Consider the following 22,238-nt stretch of genomic DNA (forward strand, 5'->3'; position numbering starts at 1 on the left):
CGCACCTCAGGGTCGTCTCAGGGTCGCGGTTCGGAACCGCTGGAAGCGCGGACCCGTTTTCAGGTCAGAGAGCGGCAGTGGCCGCGAAGGAGGCGACGCACATGTCGAAGAACGCGAAGATCGCCGCGGGAGGTGTGGCGGCCGGTCTCATCCTGCTGATCTGGCTGCCCTGGTGGGCGGCGCTCCTGATAGTCCTGGGAGTCCCGGCCGCCGCGTACCTCGCGCTCGACCCGTCACAGCGGCGCAGGCTGCGCCGCGCCACACGCAAGGAACTCGGTCGCTGACCTCACCCGACCGCCGGTCCGACCGGGACTGACAGTGCGCAGGAGTGGAGCACATCGCCGCTCGCGGGCCTGCCGACGGTACGGTCCGCGGGCGGTGGAGTGCCGCGCTCCACCCATGAGACCAGTGCGTCGAACGCCGACCTGTAGCAGGGCAGGATCGGCCGGAGCCGGTCGGGATAGGTGTCGTACAGCCCGTCGACGTGCGTACCGTCGGCGATCGTGAAATAGCGGTGCAGTGCTCCCCGTCCGCTTCCGTCGACCATGCGCGCGTACACATCCGAGTCGCTGGCCTTCGGCAGCAGCGCGTCCAAATCGCCGTGCAGCGTGATCAACGGTCGGCCGATGCGCCCGGTCAGCGCCACGCGGGCCACGGCGCCGCGGACGGACGCCGGACGCGACGCGTAGTCGTACGTGGCATCGGACGCGCATGGCGCCAGAATCCGCTCCGGGGTGCTCCCGGCGGACGGACCGGGGCAGCCGGGGTCGTAGGCGGGGTCGAACTCGGCGCGGTAGATCTTCTGCGTGACTCCCCAGTAGGCCTGCTCGTGGTAGGGCCACAGGAACTCGGACCCGCGCGCGAAACCGACCGTGTACAGGTCCTCGTCCCGCGCGGAGCCGAGCATGCGTGCCACTGCCGTGGGCAAGGAGGTGAGCAGGTTGGGGCCGTCCGCGGTCCACAGGGCGCCCTCCCAGTCCACGCCGCCGTCGTACAGCTCGGGATGGTTCTCCAACTGCCAGCGGGTGAGATAACCACCGTTGGAGATGCCGGTCATGTAGGTACGGCGGGGAGCGCGCCCGTAGCGCTGGGCCACCACCTTGCGGGCGGCCCGGGTGAGCTGGGTGGTCCGCGCGTTCCACTCGGCGACCGCGTCGCCGGGCCGCTTGCCGTCGCGGTAGAAGTCGGCGCCGTTGTTGCCCTTGTCCGTCGCCGCGTAGGCGTAACCCAGGGCGAGCACCTGGTCGGAGATCGCCGTGTCCATCGCGTACTGCCTGCGGGTGCCCGGGGCTCCGGTGACGACCAGGCCGCCGTTCCAGCGGTCCGGCAGCCGGATCACGAACTGCGCGTCGTGATGCAGGCCGTGTGTGGCGTTGAAGCGAGAGGAGTCCGGGAAGTATCCGTCGACCTGAATCCCCGGAACCCCGGCCGGTGTCCGGGTGCCCTGCGCCGTCAATCCGGCCTGGTCGGCCATGTCGGTGTAGGGCGTGCCGGCGAGTCCCGTCGTGGTGAGATCCGCGAGGCAGGCCCTCTGCTGGAAGGCCGCGCCCGGTACGCGCAGGCGCTCCTGACGGGAGCAGTGGTGCTCATGAACTGCCGTGGCCGTTGCCGGAGTCGGCCAGGTGAGGGCGGCGGTCAGCAGTGTGGCGGCAACGAACGGAACACCTTGGGACAGGCGCATGACGGCCTCCTGGAAGGCGGGAGACGAGGGCGGCAGTGGGAGCGGAGCCGCGAAGGCTGCCTCATGGTGCGCGCCTGGCTCCGCGCCTTCCATGGGCTCGACCCACATGGAACGCCGCCGCCGGATGGGGTCCCGAGACACGCCGCTGCACAGGTGCCCCACGGCAGGTGGGAGCTCAGTGGCGTCTCCGCGAGGCCGATGGCTTCGGACGTGAGGCGCGGCGAACGTCCTCCCGGCGTTCCCTGGACGAGCCTGACACCGCAGGCGTGCCTGACAGCCCAGCCGTGCCGGACCCGGCACCGTGCCGGGCCCCGCAGCCGCGGGACGCCGCAGCCGCGCCGGACACCGACGGGCGTCCCAGGCAGCCGGGGGCCCGCTGCCGTATCTCTCCTGGCGTGTGGCTCAGCTGGGGCGTACGGCCATCTTGTCGAGCGCTGCCAGCAGCCCGGGCAGCTCCGGCCCGCGGCCGACCGGCAGGACCTCGCCGGGTTCGTCGTCCAGGAGCACGAACGCGATGTCGTCGGTCCTGGCGACGAGTGACCAGCCGGGGCCGTCCGCGCGCAGGGTCCGTGCGTCGCCCGGCGCGAACGACGACCGGACGCGTCCCAGGGGCGGCGGGGAGTCCACGTACGCGCGTGCCTCGGCGAGGACCCGGCGGATGCCGCTGTGACCGCCCTGGCTCTCGCCCTGCGCGCCCCTCTCGGCCTCGTTCTGGCCCTCCTCCTGCGCGACCCCCTGGGCCTCGCCCTGTTCTTCGCCCCCGTCCGTCGGCTCGGCGGCGTCCGACGCACCGCCCGGCGTGGGGAACTCGGCGTCGTCGATCTGCTCTCGCCACATCGCCCACTGCAGCGCGATCTCGTCGGCGCCCAGCCGCCGCTGGGCCGGCCCCCACACGCTCGTGTCCGGCGGCGTGAGCGGCGGACCGTCGGCGAACTCGGGGCCGGGATCGTGCGGAGCCGGCACATTGGGGGCGGCGACGGCGACCGCGAGGGGCCACCCGGGCAGCGCGGCCACGACCGTACGTTCGTCCGGTGACAGGTCGTACTCCATGCCGCAGTCCCAGGAGGCGATGGCGACGGCGACCAGGGAGACGTCGTCGACGACGACCGTCCACCGGGCGCCGTCGCCGTCCTGGCCGAGTACCAGGCCGTATCCGTCGGCCAGCGGCGCGAGGCCGAGCGCCGCGCAGGCCTCCGGATAGTCGTCGCCCAGCACGCTCGGGAACTTCGCCGGCGTCAGCAGCACCGCCGTGAGCACATAGAGCGCATCGTCCGCGGCGGCGACGGCCTCCTCATCCGTCCCGGCCATCCCAGCCTCCCCATCGGTTCGTCCATCGGCGCGCACCCTAGTGCGACCGGAAGCCGCTTGTCACGACTCCCAGGCACACCCGGAGCTGCAGTTTTCCGACCGGACGGGGCGAATCGACCGCGATTGCCCGCGCTGTCAGGCCGCCGGCAGCCCGAGGAGCGACCTGGCGACGGTCTGCGGCGACTCGTCGCGCTCCCGGGCGAGCGCGATGACGGCCCGGCACGCCAGCTCGCTCACGCCGAACGACAGCGCTTCCGGAGACACCCAGCCGGCGGCCTCGTCGATCTGCTCCTGGTCGTCCTGCGCGCGGGCCGACACATATACGGCGGCGGCCTCGAACAGATTGTGCGTCTGCCTCTCCCTGCCGGTGTCCGCCTCCGTGCGCATGGATCGGAGAAATCTCGCATACGACTCGCGCACCCTGCTCCACATGATGACCGCCTTCCCCCTGTGTTGCTCACCTGGTTGATCGTCCATCTTCCCCCAATCAACGTAGAGTTGGAGCCTCGGCGAAAGAAGGGGGACGGCGCGGTGAAGCGCTTCGAGCGGCTCGCGCAGATTCGTCACCCGGCTGCTTCCGGGCGTCCGGTGCTGTCCCGCGCGGCGCATCGGCCGGTCAGTCGCCGAGTGAGGCGATCGTCTCGCGCAGCCAGCTGAGTTCGGCCCGGGACGTCGCCCGCGCGATGGTCAGGATGCCGCGCCGGAAGGGATCGTCCAGCTCCTCGGCGGGCAGCGGCCGGTCACCGTCGTAGAAGAAGCTCGCGGGCTCCTCGATGAAGGCGAGCCGACGTCGTAGTACGGCGGACCGGGCGGCCGCGTCGTCCGGGTGCCGCAGGAAGGCGAGCACCGTGAACCACCGGTTCTCATCGCTGATGGCACGCGGGTCGGGCTCGGCGAGCCGGTGGCACAGACCCCGTCGGCGCGCCTCGGTCAGCGTCAGCACATGACGCGGAGCAGCCACTGCTCCGGGTTCCGTGGCACGGGCCAGCAGGCCCGCCCTGAGGGAGCCAACCTCGACGCCTCGCCTCCGCCCGCCGCGGGGAGCGCATGGATCGCGGCCTACGAGGCGGAGTTCGTCGGCGGTGCACACGCGCGCGTGCTGGACGCGGTCGGGCCGCTGTGGGCGGCGACCATGCGGTTGGCCGACCGGCGCGCCCTGCACCGCAGCGCCGTGGGGCTGAGGCGAGGCTCCGAGCCGATCATGCGGGCCATCCTCGAAGGACTGACCATCGACCGCCTGTACTTTCAGGGCGAACTCAGCGGTGAACTCCCGGGCAGGAAAGTCCCGGAGGCCGCGGGCGTGCGGGTGGTGACCGCGCCCGGCGCCGGGCACAACGTCATGTTCGACAACCCCGATGCCTTCATGGCGGCCGTCGCCGGGCTGGGCTGAGACGTCAGGACTCCCGTACGGCCAGTGCCAGGAAGCGGTCGTCCTCGTCGACGTACGACGTCATGCGCCATCCGGAACCGGCCAGCAGCGGCCGGAGGTTGGGCTCGGCGCGCAGGTCGTCCGGGGTGATTTGGCGGCCTTGGCGCGCCGCGAGCGCGGCCCTGCCGATCGGGTGGAACAGGGCGAGCGTGCCGCCGCGCCGCACCACACGGGCCAACTCCCGCAGGTTCGTCGCCGGATGGGGCAAGTGCGCGATGAGACCGGCCGCGAACACGGCGTCGAGCGACTCCGACCGCAACGGCAGCGCGGCCACGTCGGCGAGCAGCAACCGCCCGTCGGCGTCGCGTCCGGCCCGTACGGCGGCCTCCAGCATGGCCGGGGTCAGATCGGCCCCCAGAACCACCCCCGAGCGCCCCACAGCGGCACGCAGGGGCGGCAGGGCCCGCCCGGTGCCGCAGCCCGCGTCGAGCACGCGGCCTCCCTCGCGCAGCCCGAGCTCGGCGACCGCGGCCGCGTAGGCGGGCCCGTCGTCGGGGAACCGGCTGTCCCAGTCGGCGGCGCGGGCGGTGAAGAACTCCTGCACATGCGTGTGGTCGTCGCTCATGTTTCGCATGATCCCTCACCGGCGCGGATGACGTCGCTGTGCACACGTTCGAGCGTGACGCGATCGTTCCGGTGCATGTGTGCGTCATATTCCAACAGCTTTCGAAACGCGCCCCCTCCGTGCACCCGTGCCCCCCTAGCGTCCCGGGGTCATGGGACACCTGGACCACGCCGCCCTGGGCTGGCTTACCCCCGTGCTGTCGTACGTGATGGCCTGCATAGGCGCCGCGCTCGGCCTGCGGTGCACCGTCCGCGCGCTCGCCGCCACCGGCCGGTCGCGCCGCAACTGGCTCGTCACCGCGGCCTCGGCGATCGGCACCGGCATCTGGACCATGCACTTCGTGGCCATGCTGGGCTTCAGCGTCAGCGGCACCGACATCCGCTACGACGTGCCGCTCACCATCGCGAGCCTGCTCGTCGCCATGGCCGTCGTCTGCGCCGGCGTCTTCGCCGTCGGCTACGGCCGTGACCGGACCCGCGCGCTCTTCCTCGGCGGTCTCACCACCGGGCTCGGCGTCGCGAGCATGCACTACCTGGGCATGGCCGCCGTACGACTCCACGGCGACGTCAGCTACGACCCCGTCCTCGTCGGACTCTCCGTCCTGATCGCCGTCGTCGCGGCCACGGCGGCCCTGTGGGCGGCGCTCAACATCAAGTCGCCCGTCGCCGTCACCATCGCCTCCCTGATCATGGGCGCGGCCGTCAGCAGCATGCATTACACAGGGATGTTCGCCGTCGGCGTAAGCGTCACGCCCTCCGGTGACGTCCTGCCCGGGGCCACGGCGATGCAGTTCATCTTCCCCCTCGCCGTCGGTCTCGGCTCCTACCTCTTCCTGACCTCGGCGTTCGTCGCACTCTCACCCACGACGAGGGAGCGTGAGGCATCCGCGTCGGCCCAGCGGTCGGTCGAGAGCGTCGTCGGCTAGCGGCGGGCCTTTCCGGACCGGTGACGGCCCGGAAAGGCCCGCCCCGAATCCCTTCCGAGCGAGGATGCCATGCGTACACCCCGTAGGACCACCGCAGCCGGCGCCGAGACGCCGTCCCCGCCACCCGTGCGCGGCCGCCGCGCCCACGCCGGACCGCCGGCCGACGAAGGCCCGGAAGAACTCACGGGCGCGGCGCCGGACGACCCACCCGCGCGCGTGGAGCGCTGGCGCATACGGCCGCGCACCGTCCGCGCCAAGATCGTCTGTCTGCTGATGGTGCCGGTCGTGTCGCTGCTGGCCCTCTGGGCCTACGCCACCGTCACCACCGCGCAGGACGTCGCGAGGCTGCGCCAGTTGCAGCGCGTCGACTCCGAGATCAGGGCCCCCGTCGCGGCCGCCGTCGCCGCCCTCCAGGCCGAACGCGAGGCCGCGGTGCGCTACGCCACCGACCCTTCCGCCGGACAGATCGCCGACCTCAAGGGGCTCGCGGAAGGCACCGACCAGGCGGTGGCGCAGCTGCGGCTCGGCGACCGCAGCACCGTCGCCGACAGCGAGGAGCTCCCCGCCGGGGTGGCCCGACGCCTCGAGGCCTTCGTGACCGGTGCCGAGCAGCTGAGCACCGTACGCGGTGCCGTTCTCGACGGCCGCTCCGGCTGGGACGAGACGTACGGGCGGTACACGAGGACCATCGCGAGCGCGTTCTCGGTGGGCGGGGCGCTCACCGGCATCCAGGACGCCGAACTGGGTTCCGACGCGCGCGTGCTGCTCGAATTCGCCCGCGCGGGCGAGGCGTTGGCCCAAGAGGACGTGGTGCTGGACAGCGCACGCCTTGCCCGACGTCTCGACGGAGAGCGGTTGCGGCTGTTCACCGGCGCCGTCGACACCCGCCGCACGCTCACTGAATCCGCCGTCGCGGATCTGCGCGGTCCGGAACGCGCGGCCTGGCAGAGCCTCGCCGACGGCAGCGCCTACGCGGCCGTGGCCGCCGTGGAGGACAAGGTCCTCGGCACCGCACCGGGCGTTCGGGCGATCGACGCCGCGGCGGAGGCCACCTGGAGCAAGGCACACGCACGCGTGCAGGGCGGAATGCGGACGATCGAGCAGGACGCCGGGCGCGGAGTCGCGGACAGCGCCGACCCCTTCACCCGTGGCCTGCTCACCCCGGCCGGTGCCGCCGTCCTCCTCGGCCTCGCCGCCGTCGCCGCCTCTCTCGTGATCTCCGTACGCATCGGCCGTGGGCTCGTCGTCGAGCTGGTCAGCCTGCGCAATGGCGCCCTGGAGATCGCCCGGCGCAAACTTCCCGAGGCCATGCGCAAGCTGCGCGCCGGTGAGGAGATCGACGTCCGGGCCGAGGCACCCCCCGGACCGCCCGCCGAGGACGAGACCGGTCAGGTCGCCGAGGCCCTGGGCACCGTCCATCGCGCCGCGCTCCGGGCCGCCGTGGAGCGCGCCGAGCTCGCCAGCGGCATCTCCGGCGTCTTCGTCAACCTCGCCCGCCGCAGCCAGATCCTCGTGCACCGCCAACTGAGCCTGCTGGACAGCATGGAACGGCGCTCCGACGACCCCGACGAACTGAGCGACCTCTTCCGGCTCGATCACCTCACCACCCGTATGCGACGCCACGCCGAGAGCCTGATCATCCTCTCGGGAGCGGCGCCCGGGCGGGCCTGGCGGATGCCGGTCTCCCTGACCGACGTGGTCCGCGCTGCCGTCTCCGAAGTCGAGGACTACGCGCGCGTGGAGGTACGACAGCTCCCCGAGGCGTCCGTCATCGGCGCGGCCGTCGCCGACCTCACCCACCTCCTGGCGGAGATCGTCGAGAACGCCGCCCAGTTCTCGCCGCCCCACACGCGTGTGCGCATCACCGGAGAGCCCGTCGGCAACGGTTATGCCGTCGAGGTCGAGGACCGCGGCCTGGGCATGGGCAAGGAGACCCTCGCCGAGGCCAACCGGCGCATCGAACAGTCCGAGGCACTCGACCTGTTCGACAGCGACCGGCTCGGCCTCTTCGTCGTCAGCAGGCTCGCCTCGCGGCACGGCATCAAGGTGCACCTGCGCACCTCGCCGTACGGCGGCACCACCGCGGTCGTCCTGCTGCCCACCGCCCTACTGCACGAGGCCACGGCGGAACGTTCCCCCGGCAGGAGGGCGGACAGCGAGCGGCCCGCCGAGCGTCCGTACGCGCGCGTGCCCGCCGCCGAACGCCACCAGGAGTCCGTCCACGCGGTCGCCGACCGGCCCGCGCTGGTGGCTCCCGTGCCGGCCGCGGCGGAGGCCCTCACGACCGACACCCCACCCCCCGGAGTCACCACCTTGCGACTGCACCGCCCCCCGGACGACTCCGAAGCCTCCGACGACCTCCCACGCCGCGTACGGCAGGCGAGCCTCGCCCCCCAGCTGCGCGAGGGGCGTCCGGAGGAGCCGGCGCATCCGCCCACAGCCCGCGACGACGACCAGCGCACCCCCGAACTCGTACGGGACCGCATGGCGGCATACCGGGACGGCTGGGCGCGCGGCGGCGGCAGGCAGCCCGGCCTCGGTGCCACTCCCGATCCCACAGCGCGCAGCGACAGCAGCGAAGGAGACCCCGCATGATCCAGGATCCGAGCATGAGGGCCGACATGGGGGTCCCCCCGCTCGAGCGGAGCCGAGAGTGGGGGAGGGCCGGCGAACTCGACTGGCTGCTGGACGACTTGGTGCTGCGGGTGAGCGAGGTACGGCACGCCGTGGTGCTGTCCAACGACGGGTTGGCCGTGGGTGCGTCGACCGACCTGCGCCGCGAGGACGCCGAGCACCTCGCCGCGGTCGCCTCCGGCTTCCACAGTCTCGCCAAGGGCGCGGGCCGGCACTTCGGCGCCGGTGGGGTGCGCCAGACCATGGTGGAGATGGACGAGGCGTTCCTGTTCGTGGCGGCTGCGGGCGACGGCTCCTGTCTCGCCGTCCTCACCGCCGTGACCGCCGACATCGGACTGGTGGCGTACGAGATGGCACGGCTGGTCAAACGCGTCGGCGAGCATCTCTACACGCCGACGCGCACGGCAGCGCGGCCGCCCGCCGCGGGATGAGCCGGAAGGGTGGTCCGCGCGCATGACCGAGGACACGACGGGCGCCCCGCACGAGCCGGGCAGCCAGTGGTACGACAGCGAGGCCGGGCCCCTCGTCCGCCCGTACGCCATGACGGGCGGACGTACCGACCCCGGCCCCACCGGGGCGCGTTTCGACCTGATCGCCCTCGTCACCCTGGACGCCTCCGCGCCCGGAGCCGACGACGACACCGCGCTCGGGCCGGAACACCGGGCCCTCATCGAGCTGTGCCGCACGGAGACGCAGTCGGTCGCGGAACTCGCCGCGGACGCCGATCTGCCCGTGGGGGTCGTCAGGGTGCTCCTCGGCGACCTCCTGGAACTGGGCTGCGTCACCGTCAGCCGTCCGGTACCACCCGCACAGCTTCCGGACGAACGGATTCTGCGCGAGGTGATCGAAGGATTGCGGGCGCTGTAGATGAGCTTCCAGAACCAGTCAAAACTGCTCCAATCCCACGAAGGGCGGCCGCAGTTGTCATGATGCTGACTTCGCACCGTGACGTCGACCGATGCCGGCACTCCCGAGAGAAGTGATCGATGGTCTCCGAGCACTCCGACGCCTCCGACGGCGAGACGACCGCCCTGGCGCTGAAGATCCTGGTCGCCGGCGGATTCGGCGTGGGCAAGACCACCATGGTGGGCGCGGTCAGTGAGATCCGGCCGCTGCGCACCGAGGAACTGCTCAGTGAAGCAGGGCAGTTGGTGGACGACACCGGCGGCGTGGACCAGAAGGTCACCACGACCGTCGCCATGGACTTCGGACGCATCACCATCAGGTCCGGACTGTCCCTCTACCTCTTCGGCACCCCGGGCCAGGACCGCTTCTGGTTCCTGTGGGACGAACTGTCACAAGGCGCCCTGGGCGCGGTGGTCCTCGCGGACACCCGGCGCCTGGAGGACTGTTTCCCCGCGGTGGACTACTTCGAGCACCGGCACATCCCGTTCGTCGTCGCCGTCAACTGCTTCGCGGGCGCCCGGACGTACGGCGCCCACGACGTCTCACGCGCCCTCGACCTGGACAGCGGCACACCCGTGGTGCTCTGCGACGCCCGGGACCGCGACTCGGGAAAGGAGGTGCTGATCCGGCTCGTCGAGTACGCCGGGCGGATGCACACCGCCCGGCTGCTCGACTCCGTGGGCTGACCGGTTCCGACCCCCGCTGTCAGTCCGCGACGCCCTTCTCCGCCAGTACCTTCTCGATCGTGACGCGGACGAGGAGTTCACCCGGCACGCCGTTGCGGGCTCCGAACTCCTCCGCGCGTTCCTCGCCCATGTACCGAGCCCCGATACGACCGGCCCAGTGCCTCAACTCCGTGGGATCCTCCGAAATCCGGGCGATGCCCTGAAGCACCACGAAGTCGTACGGCGGCCGGTCGACGTCCACGCACAGTGCCACCCGGCCGTCACGGGCCAGATTGCGGCCCTTCACACTCGACTTGCCGGTGTTGAACACCAACTCGTCGCCGTCCAGCACGAACCAGATCGGCGTCACATGCGGACGCCCGTCGGCCCGGACGGTCGACAGCTTTCCGGTGCGTGTGCCCTGCGAGACGAACGCCCGCCATTCCTCATCGGTCATCTTCTGCGCCATGCCTCCATCCTCCTTGCCCACGGGCCGGATCGTCGGGAAGGGTGGCGAAGAGATCCTCCGGTGCAGGGGGAGACATCAACACGGGGAGACCGGAACATGGCGCAGAACCAGGGACTTGGCTGGTTGCTGGACGACCTGACGGAGCGCGTCGACCATGTACGGCACGCGCTGGTGCTGTCCAACGACGGTCTGGTGACAGGTGCGAGCACCGGACTGCGGCGCGAGGACGCCGAGCACCTCGCCGCCGTCTCGTCCGGACTGCACAGCCTCGCCAAGGGCTCGGGACGGCACTTCGGCGCGGGCAGAGTGCGCCAGACCATGGTCGAGTTCGACGACGCGGTGCTGTTCGTCACGGCGGCGGGCACCGGCAGCTGCCTGTGCGTGCTCAGTGGCGCGGAGGCGGACATCGGCCAGATCGCCTACGAGATGACCCTGCTCGTCAACCGGGTCGGCGAGCACCTCGACGTGGACGCCCGGCAGCCCGAACGGACACCGACCACAGACGTCTGACCTGCTGATTCTTCATCTCCCGTGGAGTTATCCACAGGCTCGCCACGAGATCCGCCGGACGGGCTACGGTTTTGTCACGGCGAGCGCACTCAGCGTGAGCCACTGACTCCACGGGGGAGACGATCATGTCAGGCGACACCGTCACGAAACCACACCACCTCTCGTACACGCCGAGCCGCGCGGCGCGCGAACTGGGCCTGAAGCGAGGAGACTTGGACCTCGCCGTCCACCTCGGACTCATCCGGACCTTGCCGGACGAGGGAGGTGGAGGCCGACGCGTCCCGCGGTCGGAGATCGACCGGCTGCGTTCGGGGACGGGGTTCCCCGAATCGTTGCAGGACCGCGTGAAGGTGGTGGGTACGACACAGGGCGCGGGTGTCGTGGACGTGCCCGTCGGCAGGTTCACGCGCCTGGCACGCCTGGGGCTGGTCGTGCCGGTGAGGTGGTATCTGAATCGCTACCGGGCAGTGGTCTGGCTGTATCTGGCCGAGGAGCTGAAGCAGTTCGCCACCGACGAGAAGAACGCCCCGCTGCTGAACGCCCGACGTATGCCCGAAGGACTGCGAGGCATGCTGGACACGGGCGTGGATCTGCGGGCGCGCAACTGGCGGGGCCGTCATCGGGGATTCCTGCTGCGGCTGGCCGGCGACCCATGGGAGAGCGCCGGCGCGCTGGCCGCCTTCCTCGACCCCGTGCACATCGCGGAAATCGTCCCCGACCCCTACGAGCGCTCCCATCTGAACCGCTTCCGGCCAGGGCCGCCCGCATCCGGCGCACCGGGCTCGCCCGCCGCGCACCTCGCCGAGAGGATCATGACGGCGGACGATCCGGACGAGATCGGCCTGCTGCGGGCCGAACTGACGGCAGTGCTGGACATGGCACGCGAGAGGCGGCCGGCCCCGCGTCCGGCGGCGAAGCGGGCCCCGGCTCCAGGGCATCCCATGCTCCTCGGTTCGCCACGGCCCGAGGAGCCGGAACCGCCACGCGGCCTGCTGAGCCGGCTGCGCCGCAGAAGCACCCGGCCCCGGGCTACAGCGCCCTGAACAGACCTTCCTGGACGACGGACACCAACAGGCGTCCTTCCACGTCGTAGATCCGCCCGCGGGCGAGTCCCCGTCCACCGGTCGCGATCGGCGACTCCTGGTCGTACAGGAACCACTCGTCCGCGCGGAACGGCCGGTGGAACCACATGGCGTGGTCCAGCGACGCGATGTCGAAACTCCGCGGGCCCCACAGGGGTTCGACCGGGATGCGGACGGCGTCCAGAAGGGTCATGTCACTGGCGTAGGTCAGCGCGCAGGTGTGCACGACCGGGTCGTCGCCCAGCGGCCCGACCGCGCGCATCCACACCGCGCTGCGCGGCTCGGCGTCCTTGACCTCCTCGGCGGTCCAGCGCAGCCGGTCCACATAGCGGATGTCGAAGGGCTGACGGCGCGCCATCCGCTCCAACTGCTCGGGCAACGCGCCCAGATGCTCCCGGATCTCGTCGGTCACCGACGGCAGCGACTCCGGGCCCGGGACCTTGCGGGCCGGCGGCAGCTGGTGCTCGAAGCTCCCTTGCTCAGGCTGATGAAAGGAGGCGGTGAGATTGAAGATCGTGCGGCCCTGCTGCACGGCGGTGACCCGGCGGGTCGTGAACGACCTGCCGTCCCGCACCCGTTCGACCTGGTACACGATCGGCACGCCCGGCCTGCCCGGGCGCAGGAAATACGCGTGCAGCGAATGCACCGGGCGGTCGCCGTCCGTGGTACGCGCGGCGGCGACCAGTGCCTGGCCGGCCACCTGGCCGCCGAAGACGCGCTGCAGGGACTCCTGCGGGCTGCGGCCGCGAAAGATGTTGACCTCGATCTGCTCCAGGTCGAGCAGGTCGACGAGCCTCTCGGCCGGGTTCGTCGTCATGGCTGGGATTCTCCTGTACTCACAGCTGGCCTACGTCCGTGACACGGACCACCGCGCGGCCCTCCGCGTCGGAGGCGGCGAGATCGACCTCGGCGCTGATGCCCCAGTCGTGGTCGCCGTTCGGGTCGTCGAAGATCTGGCGGACGCGCCACAGGCGGTTCGCCGGCTCCTCCTCGATCACCAGAAGCTTGGGCCCGCGGGCGTTGGGTCCGGTGCCGAGGTCCTCGTACTCGTCCCAGTACTTGTCCATCGCCTCGCCCCAGGCCTCGGCGTCCCAGCCGGCCTCGGCGTCCATCTCACCCAGCTCCTCGACCTGGTCGAGGGCGGCGAGCTCGACACGGCGGAACATGGCGTTGCGGACGAGGACGCGGAAGGCACGGGCGTTCGTGGTGACCGGCTTGACCTCGTCGGCCTTCTCCTGGGCCTCCTCGGCGGTCATCTCCTCCGGGTTGGCGAGCTGCTCCCACTCGTCGAGCAGACTGGAGTCGACCTGACGCACCATTTCGCCGAGCCACTCGATCAGATCCTGCAGGTCCTCGGACTTCAGGTCGTCCGGGATGTTGTGGTCGAGGGCCTTGTAGGCGCTGGCGAGGTAGCGCAGCACGATGCCCTCGGTGCGGGCCAGCTCGTAGAAGGACACCAACTCCGTGAAGGACATCGCCCGTTCGTACATGTCCCGGATGACCGACTTCGGCGACAACGGATGGTCGCCGACCCAGGGGTGGCTCTTGCGGTACGTGTTGTAAGCGTGGAAGAGCAGCTCCTCCAGGGGCTTGGGGTAGGTGATGTCCTGGAGGCGCTCCATGCGCTCCTCGTACTCGACGCCGTCCGCCTTCATCGCCGCGACGGCCTCGCCCTTGGCCTTGTTCTGCTGGGCGACGAGGATCTGCCGCGGATCATCCAGCGTGGACTCCACGACGGACACCATGTCCAGGGCGTAGGACGGCGAATCGGGGTCCAGCAGCTCGAACGCGGCCAGGGCGAAGGTGGAGAGCGGCTGGTTGAGCGCGAAGTCCTGCTGGAGGTCGACGGTGAGGCGGACGATGCGGCCGGTGGGGTCCGGCTCGTCGAGCTTCTCGACGATGCCGCCGTCCAGCAACGAGCGGTAGATCGCGATCGCGCGCCGGATGTGGCGCAGCTGCTGCTTGCGCGGCTCGTGGTTGTCCTCCAGCAGATGCCGCATCGCCTCGAAGGCGTTGCCGGGCCGGGCGATCACCGACAGCAGCATGGTGTGCGTGACCCGGAAGCGGGAGGTCAGCGGCTCCGGTTCGGAGGCGATGAGCTTGTCGAAGGTGTTCTCCGTCCAGCCGACGAAGCCCTCGGGCGCCTTCTTGCGGACGACCTTGCGGCGCTTCTTCGGGTCGTCGCCGGCCTTGGCGAGCGCCTTCTCGTTCTCGATGACGTGCTCGGGACCCTGGGCGACGACGAAGCCCGCCGTGTCGAACCCCGCGCGCCCGGCGCGGCCGGCGATCTGGTGGAACTCCCGGTTGCGCAGGGTGCGGACGCGGTTGCCGTCGTACTTGGTCAGGGCCGTGAACAGCACCGTGCGGATGGGGACGTTGACACCCACGCCCAGTGTGTCCGTGCCGCAGATGACCTTCAGCAGACCGGCCTGCGCGAGCTTCTCCACCAGGCGGCGGTACTTCGGCAGCATGCCGGCGTGATGCACACCGATGCCATGCCGCACGTAACGGGAGAGGTTGCGGCCGAACTTGGTGGTGAAGCGGAAGTTGCCGATCAGCTCGGCGATCTGGTCCTTCTCCTCACGCGAGCACATGTTGATGCTCATCAGCGCCTGCGCCCGCTCCACGGCCTGCGCCTGCGTGAAGTGCACGATGTAGACCGGCGCCTGCTTGGTCTGCAGCAACTCGGTCAGCGTCTCGGTCAGCGGGGTCAGTTTGTACTCGTAGGACAGCGGCACGGGACGGGTCGCCGAGCGGACCACCGCCGTCGGGCGGCCGGTGCGCCGGGTGAGGTCCTTCTCGAACATCGAGACATCGCCGAGCGTCGCCGACATCAGGATGAACTGCGCCTGCGGCAGCTCCAGGATCGGGATCTGCCAGGCCCAGCCGCGGTCCCCCTCCGCGTAGAAGTGGAACTCGTCCATGACGACCTGGCCGACGTCCGCCTGCTTGCCGTCGCGCAGCGCGATCGACGCGAGCACCTCGGCGGTACAGCAGATGACGGGAGCGTCGGCGTTCACGGACGCGTCGCCGGTGAGCATGCCGACGTTCTCCGTGCCGAAGATCTTGCACAGCTCGAAGAACTTCTCCGAGACCAGCGCCTTGATCGGGGCGGTGTAGAAGGTGACCTCGTCCCGGGCCAGCGCGGCGAAGTGGGCACCCGCGGCGATCATGCTCTTGCCGGACCCGGTGGGCGTCGACACGATCACGTTCGCGCCGGAGACCACCTCGATCAGCGCCTCCTCCTGGTGGGGGTAGAGCGTGAGGCCACGCTCCTCGGCCCACGACTCGAAGGCTTCGTAGAGGGCGTCGGGGTCGGCGGTCGGCGGCAGCTGATCGATGAGGGTCACCCACCCATCTTGCCTGCCCTCCTGCTCCACAGGGGAATCGGCTGCAGGGCCGAAGATCGCGAACGCTACGCTGTGTCGCCGACTACACGTCAGCGAACCCGGTCAACTGGACAGCGGCACACGAGGAATGGGGCGGGCAACGGCGATGATGGGACCAGCACACTCACTGTCGGGAGCGGCGGCCTGGCTCGGCGTCGGAGCGGCCGCGGCCGCTGCGGGGCACGGGATGCCCTGGCCCGTCCTCCTGGCCGGCGCGCTGATCTGCGCCGGTGCGGCCCTCGCTCCGGACCTCGATCACAAGGCGGCCACCATCTCGCGGGCGTTCGGGCCGCTGTCACGCTGGCTGTGCGAGATCGTCGACAAGCTGTCGTACGCCGTCTACAAGGGGACGAAGAAGCAGGGCGATCCCCGTCGCTCCGGTGGACATCGCACACTCACGCACACGTGGCTGTGGGCGGTGCTGATCGGCGGGGGCGCGTCGGTTCTGGCGATCACCGGTGGCCGTTGGGCGGTACTGGCGATCCTGTTCGCGCACATGGTGCTGGCCATCGAGGGTCTGCTGTGGCGCGCGACCCGTGGCTCCAGCGCCGATGTCCTGGTGTGGCTGCTGGCCGCCACCAGCTCGTGGATCATCGCCGGCGTCCTGGACAAGCCGGGCAACGGCTCGGACTGGCTGTTCACGGCGCCGGGCCAGGAGTACCTGTGGCTGGGGCTGCCGATCGTGCTGGGCGCGCTGGTGCACGACATCGGGGACGCGCTGACGGTCTCCGGCTGCCCGATCCTGTGGCCGATCCCGGTCGGACGCAAGCGCTGGTACCCGGTGGGGCCGCCCAAGGCGATGCGGTTCCGGGCGGGCAGCTGGGTCGAGCTCAAGGTGCTGATGCCGGCGTTCATGGTGCTCGGCGGGGTGGGCTGCGCGGCGGCGCTCAACGTCATCTGAGCGGGAGGGGGCGGGCGCGTCACCATCTGAGCAGGAGGTCGCGGGCACGTCACCATCTGAGCGGGAAAGGGCCGGCACGTCGCCGCCCCGCGGATCCGCCTGGCCGCCCCGGTGACCCGTCTGCGGGACCGAGCCGCCGCCGGGCGGCGTGGATCTCCGGCCTGTCCTGCCGCCCAGGCGCTCTGCCGGCAGAATCAGCCGCCCTGTCCCGTCCCGCCGCCGTAGCGCCGCTCGAAGGCGGCGACGCGGCCCTCGGAGTCCAGCGTGCGGGCCTTGCCCGTGTGAAAGGGGTGACTCTCCGAGGAGATCTCCACGTCGACGACGGGGTAGGTCTCGCCGTCGTCCCAGTCGATGGTCTGCTCGCTGGTCGCGGTGGACCGGGTCAGAAAGGCGTAACCGGCGGCGCGGTCGCGGAAGACGACCGGGTGGTAGTCGGGGTGCTTGTCCTGCTGCATGCGAACTCCTCGGGTGGCGGCATCCCTGGCATCGGCAAGGGCCGACGGAGTGGGGTCGAAGGCGCGGGGGCTGAGTCGCGGGGTGTGCGGGGGCTGCCGTACAGGGGCCGCGGCTCAGCTGTACAGGGAGTCCTCGTCGACGATGTGCACGGCGGCCTCCTCGGCGGACGCCGCCGCACCGTCGATGCCGACGTCCGTCGCGACGAGCGCGCTCTCCTCGTCCTCGTGGGCGCCCTCGTCGGGTGCCACGAGGCGGCCGGAGCGCATGGCGCCGACCTCGTTGTCGAGGAGTTCCCCGTCGGTTCCCTCGGCGTCGCCGAGGCCGTCGCCGTCGGGGGCGACGACATCGGGCAGCTCCTCGGCGAGCCGCTGATCCAGGGTCTCGCCCTGTCGGCGCTCGGCGGCCGTTACATCGGCGCGCTCCACCGCCCACGGCCGCTCCGGAGGGGACCAGCCCCGGTCCAGGGGATCGTCGACGCCGTCGTTCTCCAGGGTGTCCTCCACGTCGAGCAGCCCCGTGTCCTCACGTTGATCGGATGCGTCGGGCTGGTAGACGTCGTCCCCCCATCCGTCGGCGCTGTTCACGGGTACCTCCAGGTGGTGGGGACGGGCCCGAACTCACCGCGGTCGGCGGCGGGCCGCCACGGTGCGGGGCACAGGCCGCACCCGGCGCGAACCGCGTGGTTCCCGGGTGCTCCCCGAACCGGTGCCGCTATCCAGCCTTCCACCCCTTTTCGCCCCGGCGCAACGGCACGGCGGCAAGGGCGGGTCCTCCGGATCAGCCGCGCCCCGGAACCGCGCCGTTGCGCCGGGCCACCTCGCCCCGGCAAGTCCCACTTCCGTCCGCCGACTGAGGACGGCCGCGCCCGCGCCTCCCGGTCACCGCGAGCCGCGCTCCTCAGCCACGGCATCCTCCACTCCGGGCCATGGCGTGCCGGCGCCACCGGTATGGGCCGACCGTGTCTCCGGCCCGGCCGGTCAGGGCGCCGGCCCTCACCGATCACCCCTTCCGGCTCCGGTCTGCCAGGGCACCGGGCCTGGGCCAACGTGCTTCCGCCCTGGTCAGCCACGGTTCCCACCCGAGACGACTCATCCGGCCGACTCCGGCCGACCGCGACTCCCGGCAGCCCCAGCCGACCACGCCGTCGCGTCGGTCGACCGAGGCGCCCGGCCTCGGCCCACCACGCTTCCAGCCCTGGTCGGTCGGGGTTCCGGGCTCGGCCGGTTGCGTCCGGTGTTCCGTCGGCCGTGGCTGTGGGCCGTGTCCCCTGCGGGTTCAGCTCCGGTTGGCCGGGCTGGTTCCTGGCCTCGGCCGGTTGTGTCCGGTGTTCCGTCGGCCGTGGCTGTGGTCTGCGTCCCCTGCGCTCCCAGTCCCGGTGGGCCGGGCTGGTTCGCGGCCCCGGCCGACCGCGCGTCCGGCGTCCAGCCGACCACAGCTCCCCTCCGGGCGCCCGCCGCACGACCAGGTCCGCTCCCAGAGCTCCCGGCCCCGGCCCACAGCACTCCCGCCGCCCAAGGCCAAGGCTCCCGCCTCAGCCCGGTCCCGGTCCATCACCCCCGATCACCCATGCCAGGACCGCCACAGCGCCGCATACGCCCCGTCGGCGCTCACCAGCTCGTCATGGCTGCCCAGCTCGCTGATGCGGCCGTTCTCGACGACCGCGATGACGTCGGCGTCGTGGGCGGTGTGGAGGCGGTGGGCGATGGCGACGACCGTGCGGCCGTCGAGGACGCGGGCCAGGGATCGCTCCAGGTGGCGGGCCGCCCGTGGGTCGAGGAGCGAGGTCGCCTCGTCCAGGACCAGCGTGTGCGGGTCGGCCAGCACCAGGCGGGCCAGCGCGATCTGCTGCGCCTGGGCCGGCGTGAGCGCGAACCCGCCCGAGCCGACCTCGGTGTCCAGGCCGTCGTCGAGCGCACGGGCCCACGCGTCCGCATCGACGGCGCCCAGCGCCGCCCACAGCTCGGCGTCGGTCGCGTCCGTGCGGGCCAGCAACAGGTTGTCGCGCAGGGCGCCCACGAAGACGTGGTGCTCCTGGTTGACGAGGGCCACGTGGGAGCGGACCCGCTCGGCGGTCATCCGGGACAGTTCCGCACCGCCGAGAGTGATCCGGCCGTCACGAGGGGCGTAGATACCCGCGAGCAGCCGGCCCAGCGTGGACTTGCCCGCCCCGGAGGGCCCCACGAGCGCCAGCCTGGTGCCCGGCGGGACCTCGAGCGAGACCTTGCGCAGTACGTCCACGCCTTCCAGGTAGCCGAAGTGCACACGGTCGGCGTGCACATCGCGGCCGTCGGGCGCCAGCAGGGCGTCCCCGGCCTCCGGCTCGATGTCCCGGACCCCGACGAGCCGGGCCAGCGACACCTGGGCCACCTGCAGCTCGTCGTACCAGCGCAGGATGAGCCCGACCGGATCCACCAGCATCTGCGCGATCAGGGCACCCGTGGTCAGCTGACCGACGCCGATCCAGCCCTGGAGGACGAACACGCCGCCGACCATCAGGACCGAGCCGAGGAGCATCACATGGGTGACGTTGACGAACGGGAAGAGCACCGACCGCAGCCAGAGCGTGTAGCGCTCCCACGCCGTCCACTCCTTGATCCGCCGCTCCGACAGCTCCACGCGGCGCTTGCCGAGGCGGTGGGCCTCGACGGTCCGCCCGGCGTCCACGGTCTCGGCGAGCGCGGCGGCCACGGCGGCGTATCCGGCGGCCTCCGAGCGGTAGGCGGCCGGCGCACGCTTGAAGTACCAGCGGCAGCCGATCACCAGCAGCGGCAGAGTGAGCAGGACGGCGGCGGCCAGCGGCGGCGCGGTGATGACGAGCCCGCCGAGCAGCAGGAACACCCACACCACGCCGATCGCCAGCTGGGGCACCGCCTCGCGCATCGCGTTGCCCAGCCGGTCGATGTCCGTCGTGATCCGGGACAGCAGGTCGCCCGTCCCGGCCCGCTCCAGGACACCGGGCGGCAGCCCGACCGACCGGACGAGGAAGTCCTCGCGCAGATCGGCCAGCATCCGCTCGCCGAGCATCGCGCCGCGCAGCCGTACCTGCCGGACGAACACGGCCTGGACGACGAGTGCGGTCACGAACAGCCCGACGGTGAGCTCCAGATGGAGTTCCCGCGCGGCGACGCCGTCCGACACCCGTTCCACCAGCCCGCCCAGCATCCAGGGCCCCGCCATCGAGGCCACCACGGCGACCGTGTTGACGGCGATGAGCAGCAGGAAGGCACGGCGGTGCCGACGGAACAACTCGACCACATAGGCGCGTACGGTCGCGGGGGCGCCGACCGGCAGGGTGCTCGCCGTCGTCGGGGCCGCCGGGTCGTACGCCGGTGGCGCCACGCCGATCATGCCGACTCCTCGATCTCTTCCAGTTCCTTCAGTACGTGGTCGAGGGCGGCCGACCCCGACCGGGGGCCTTCGCCCCCTTCGCCCACCGCTTCGTTTTCGTTCAACGCGGCGTTCAGGGCGGCCTCTTCGTCGGTCTCCCGGGTCACCACGGCCCGGTACCGCGGTTCGGCGTGCACCAGTTCGCGGTGCACGCCAACCGCCGCGACCTCGCCCTCGTGGACGAGCACGACCCGGTCGGCGCGGTCCAGGAGCAGCGGCGACGAGGTGAACACCACTGTCGTGCGCCCCGCCCGCAGGCTGCGCATGCCCTCCGCGATCCGCGCCTCGGTGTGCGAGTCGACGGCCGAGGTCGGCTCGTCCAGGACGAGCACTTCGGGATCCGTGATCAGCGACCGGGCGAGCGCGAGGCGCTGGCGCTGGCCGCCGGACAGGGACCGGCCGCGTTCGGTGATGCGGGCGTCCATCGGGTCCTCGACGCCGAGCGACCCCTGGACCAGCGCGGACAGGACGTCCTCGCACTGCGCCGCGGCCAGCGCCTCCTCGGGGCCGACGTCGCCCGACCGCGGCACGTCGAGCAGTTCGCGCAGCGTGCCGGAGAGCAGGACCGGGTCCTTGTCCTGCACGAGGACGGCCGTACGCGCGCAGTCGAGGGGCAACTCGTCGAGCGGGACGCCGCCCAGCAGCACCGGCGCGCCCTCCTCGGAGCCGTGTCCCCCTATCCGTTCGGCCAGCCGCCCCGCCGCGTCAGGGTCGCCGCACACCACGGCGGTGAGCCGGCCGGTGGGGGCGAGCAGTCCGGTGGCGGGGTCGTACAGGTCTCCGGAGGGCAACTCGGATCCGTCGCGCGACCCTTCGGTGTCGGTGAGCCGCTCCAGAGACAGCACCCCAGCGGCCCGCTTGGCCGAGGGGCGTGAGAAGGAGTAGGCCATCGCGATCTCTTCGAAGTGCCGCAGCGGATAAGTGAGGATCATGATGGAGCTGTAGACGGCGACCAGTTCGCCGACGGTGACCCGGCCCTCGCGGGCCAGGTGGACGCCGTACCAGACGACCACGATCAGCAGCAGTCCCGGCAGCAGCACCTGGATCGCGGAGATCAGGGACCACATCCGGGCACTGCGCACGGCGGCGTGGCGCACGTCCTGCGACGCGCGGCGGTAGCGGTCGAGGAAGAGTTCCTCGCCGCCGATGCCGCGCAGGACACGCAGGCCGGCGACGGTGTCGGAGGCCAACTCGGTGGCACGCCCGGCCTTCTCGCGCTGGAAGTCGGCCCGCCGGGTCGCCCGGGGCAGCAGCGGCAGCACGGCGACCGCCAGCACGGGCAGACCGACGGCGACGACCACACCGAGCGCCGGCTGATAGACGACCAGGCCCACGCAGACCACCACGATGGTGAGCGCCGCCGCCGTGAACCGTGACCAGGCCTCGACGAACCAGCCGATCTTCTCGACGTCACCCGTGGAGACTGCCACGACTTCACCGGCCGCGACGCGACGGGTCAGCGCCGAGCCCAGTTGCGCGGCCTTGCGGGCCAGTACCTGCTGGACGCGGGCGGCCGCGGTGATCCAATTGGTGATGGCGGTGCGGTGCAGGAAGGTGTCGCCGAGGGCGTTTCCTGCGGCGCACAGCACCAGGAGGCCGCCCGCGAGGGCGAGCCGCGTTCCCGAACGGTCGACGACTGCCTGGATGGCGACGCCGACGCAGAACGGCAGGGCGGAGATGGACAGGAAGTGCAGCAGCCCCCAGGCCAGGGATTTGAGCTGTCCGCCCATCTGGTTCCTGAAGAGCCACCACAGGAATCGGGGACCTGAGCGCGCGTCCGGCACACCTGGGTCGGGATACGGAAGGTCTTGAATCTGCATGACGTCCCAGTGGCTCGTGTCAGTGGGGGGAGAGGATAGGGATGGGGATGGGGAGTCGATCGGATGCCTGTGCGCGGTACGGACCGCGCACGGCGGCAGCAAACCGTGACA

At 71.5% G+C, this 22,238-nt stretch carries 21 protein-coding genes and 1 pseudogene; 10 read left to right on the forward strand and 12 right to left on the reverse strand.

Features of this window, described 5'->3' with window-relative positions; genetic code table 11:
- The first annotated feature begins 101 nt into the window (after nt 1-101).
- Entirely contained in the window at nt 102-284 is a 183-nt protein-coding gene (locus ACIREI_RS00280) for a hypothetical protein (protein ID WP_302002678.1), read from the forward strand.
- A 2-nt stretch (nt 285-286) separates the two neighbouring features.
- Here ACIREI_RS00280 and ACIREI_RS00285 read toward each other — a convergent pair whose 3' ends face one another.
- The 4 genes from ACIREI_RS00285 to ACIREI_RS00300 form a co-directional block, all read right to left on the reverse strand.
- Complete coding sequence (locus ACIREI_RS00285) at nt 287-1,681, reverse strand: tannase/feruloyl esterase family alpha/beta hydrolase (protein WP_403325476.1); 1,395 nt, start codon at nt 1,679-1,681, stop codon at nt 287-289.
- 402 nt (nt 1,682-2,083) lie between these two features.
- Nucleotides 2,084-2,989: a hypothetical protein gene (locus tag ACIREI_RS00290; RefSeq protein ID WP_403325478.1), complete on the reverse strand. Its 906-nt coding sequence runs from the start codon at nt 2,987-2,989 to the stop codon at nt 2,084-2,086.
- A gap of 135 nt (nt 2,990-3,124) precedes the next feature.
- Nucleotides 3,125-3,421 (reverse strand): hypothetical protein, encoded by a 297-nt coding sequence (locus tag ACIREI_RS00295; protein WP_403326836.1) that lies wholly within the window; start codon nt 3,419-3,421, stop codon nt 3,125-3,127.
- 184 nt (nt 3,422-3,605) lie between these two features.
- Nucleotides 3,606-4,079, reverse strand: a complete 474-nt coding sequence (locus ACIREI_RS00300) for a PadR family transcriptional regulator (protein WP_403325479.1) — start codon at nt 4,077-4,079, stop codon at nt 3,606-3,608.
- Between ACIREI_RS00300 and ACIREI_RS00305 the strand changes: the two are divergent.
- Nucleotides 3,996-4,379 (forward strand): annotated as a pseudogene (locus tag ACIREI_RS00305) (alpha/beta fold hydrolase); the annotation flags it as partial. The gene ACIREI_RS00300 and the pseudogene ACIREI_RS00305 overlap by 84 nt on opposite strands.
- Nucleotides 4,380-4,383: 4 nt before the next feature.
- Here ACIREI_RS00305 and ACIREI_RS00310 read toward each other — a convergent pair.
- Nucleotides 4,384-4,983 (reverse strand): class I SAM-dependent methyltransferase, encoded by a 600-nt coding sequence (locus tag ACIREI_RS00310; RefSeq protein WP_403325482.1) that lies wholly within the window; start codon nt 4,981-4,983, stop codon nt 4,384-4,386.
- A 151-nt stretch (nt 4,984-5,134) separates the two neighbouring features.
- On the opposite strand from ACIREI_RS00310, the gene ACIREI_RS00315 reads away from it, so the two are divergent.
- The 5 genes from ACIREI_RS00315 (at nt 5,135) to ACIREI_RS00335 (ending at nt 10,134) form a co-directional block, all read left to right on the forward strand.
- Entirely contained in the window at nt 5,135-5,908 is a 774-nt protein-coding gene (locus ACIREI_RS00315; protein ID WP_403325485.1) for an MHYT domain-containing protein, read from the forward strand.
- 69 nt (nt 5,909-5,977) lie between these two features.
- Nucleotides 5,978-8,503 carry a nitrate- and nitrite sensing domain-containing protein gene (locus tag ACIREI_RS00320; RefSeq protein WP_403325488.1) on the forward strand — a complete coding sequence of 842 codons (2,526 nt, stop codon included), beginning with the start codon at nt 5,978-5,980 and terminating at the stop codon, nt 8,501-8,503.
- Nucleotides 8,500-8,973 carry a roadblock/LC7 domain-containing protein gene (locus tag ACIREI_RS00325; protein WP_403325491.1) on the forward strand — a complete coding sequence of 158 codons (474 nt, stop codon included), beginning with the start codon at nt 8,500-8,502 and terminating at the stop codon, nt 8,971-8,973. Before ACIREI_RS00320 ends, ACIREI_RS00325 begins: the two co-directional genes overlap by 4 nt.
- A 22-nt stretch (nt 8,974-8,995) precedes the next feature.
- Entirely contained in the window at nt 8,996-9,409 is a 414-nt protein-coding gene (locus tag ACIREI_RS00330; RefSeq protein WP_403325493.1) for a DUF742 domain-containing protein, read from the forward strand.
- Between the two features lie 119 nt (nt 9,410-9,528).
- On the forward strand, nt 9,529-10,134 hold the full coding sequence (locus ACIREI_RS00335; RefSeq protein ID WP_403325496.1) for a GTP-binding protein: 606 nt from the start codon (nt 9,529-9,531) through the stop codon (nt 10,132-10,134).
- Between the two features lie 19 nt (nt 10,135-10,153).
- Here the strand turns inward: ACIREI_RS00335 and ACIREI_RS00340 are convergent, their stop codons facing one another.
- The gene (locus ACIREI_RS00340) at nt 10,154-10,582 is read right to left on the reverse strand and encodes a PPOX class F420-dependent oxidoreductase (RefSeq protein ID WP_403325499.1); all 429 of its coding nucleotides are present in this window, start codon (nt 10,580-10,582) and stop codon (nt 10,154-10,156) included.
- 96 nt (nt 10,583-10,678) lie between these two features.
- Here ACIREI_RS00340 and ACIREI_RS00345 point away from each other — a divergent pair, with 96 nt between their 5' ends.
- Both ACIREI_RS00345 and ACIREI_RS00350 read left to right on the forward strand, forming a co-directional pair.
- A complete protein-coding gene (locus ACIREI_RS00345; RefSeq protein WP_403325502.1) occupies nt 10,679-11,092 on the forward strand; it encodes a roadblock/LC7 domain-containing protein in 414 nt (137 codons plus the stop codon).
- Between the two features lie 125 nt (nt 11,093-11,217).
- On the forward strand, nt 11,218-12,135 hold the full coding sequence (locus tag ACIREI_RS00350) for a DUF6397 family protein (protein ID WP_403325504.1): 918 nt from the start codon (nt 11,218-11,220) through the stop codon (nt 12,133-12,135).
- On the opposite strand, the gene ACIREI_RS00355 is transcribed toward ACIREI_RS00350, so the two are convergent.
- A complete protein-coding gene (locus ACIREI_RS00355) occupies nt 12,122-12,991 on the reverse strand; it encodes an acyl-CoA thioesterase (protein WP_403325506.1) in 870 nt (289 codons plus the stop codon). The genes ACIREI_RS00350 and ACIREI_RS00355 overlap by 14 nt on opposite strands.
- Nucleotides 12,992-13,010: 19 nt before the next feature.
- Nucleotides 13,011-15,524: a DEAD/DEAH box helicase gene (locus tag ACIREI_RS00360; protein ID WP_403325509.1), complete on the reverse strand. Its 2,514-nt coding sequence runs from the start codon at nt 15,522-15,524 to the stop codon at nt 13,011-13,013.
- Between the two features lie 145 nt (nt 15,525-15,669).
- Here ACIREI_RS00360 and ACIREI_RS00365 point away from each other — a divergent pair, with 145 nt between their 5' ends.
- Nucleotides 15,670-16,464 carry a metal-dependent hydrolase gene (locus tag ACIREI_RS00365; protein ID WP_403325510.1) on the forward strand — a complete coding sequence of 265 codons (795 nt, stop codon included), beginning with the start codon at nt 15,670-15,672 and terminating at the stop codon, nt 16,462-16,464.
- Between the two features lie 194 nt (nt 16,465-16,658).
- Here ACIREI_RS00365 and ACIREI_RS00370 read toward each other — a convergent pair whose 3' ends face one another.
- The 4 genes from ACIREI_RS00370 to ACIREI_RS00385 form a co-directional block, all read right to left on the reverse strand.
- Nucleotides 16,659-16,919 carry a type B 50S ribosomal protein L31 gene (locus ACIREI_RS00370; protein ID WP_403325513.1) on the reverse strand — a complete coding sequence of 87 codons (261 nt, stop codon included), beginning with the start codon at nt 16,917-16,919 and terminating at the stop codon, nt 16,659-16,661.
- Nucleotides 16,920-17,033: 114 nt separating this feature from the next.
- A complete protein-coding gene (locus tag ACIREI_RS00375; RefSeq protein ID WP_403325516.1) occupies nt 17,034-17,504 on the reverse strand; it encodes a DUF5709 domain-containing protein in 471 nt (156 codons plus the stop codon).
- A gap of 976 nt (nt 17,505-18,480) precedes the next feature.
- The gene (locus tag ACIREI_RS00380; protein ID WP_403325519.1) at nt 18,481-20,268 is read right to left on the reverse strand and encodes an ABC transporter ATP-binding protein; all 1,788 of its coding nucleotides are present in this window, start codon (nt 20,266-20,268) and stop codon (nt 18,481-18,483) included.
- A complete protein-coding gene (locus tag ACIREI_RS00385) occupies nt 20,265-22,127 on the reverse strand; it encodes an ABC transporter transmembrane domain-containing protein (protein WP_403325521.1) in 1,863 nt (620 codons plus the stop codon). The genes ACIREI_RS00380 and ACIREI_RS00385 overlap by 4 nt, the downstream gene beginning before the upstream one ends.
- Nucleotides 22,128-22,238: the final 111 nt, after the last annotated feature.

It is taken from the genome of Streptomyces sp. NPDC093591 (assembly GCF_044764885.1).
Classification (GTDB): Bacteria; Actinomycetota; Actinomycetes; order Streptomycetales; family Streptomycetaceae; genus Streptomyces.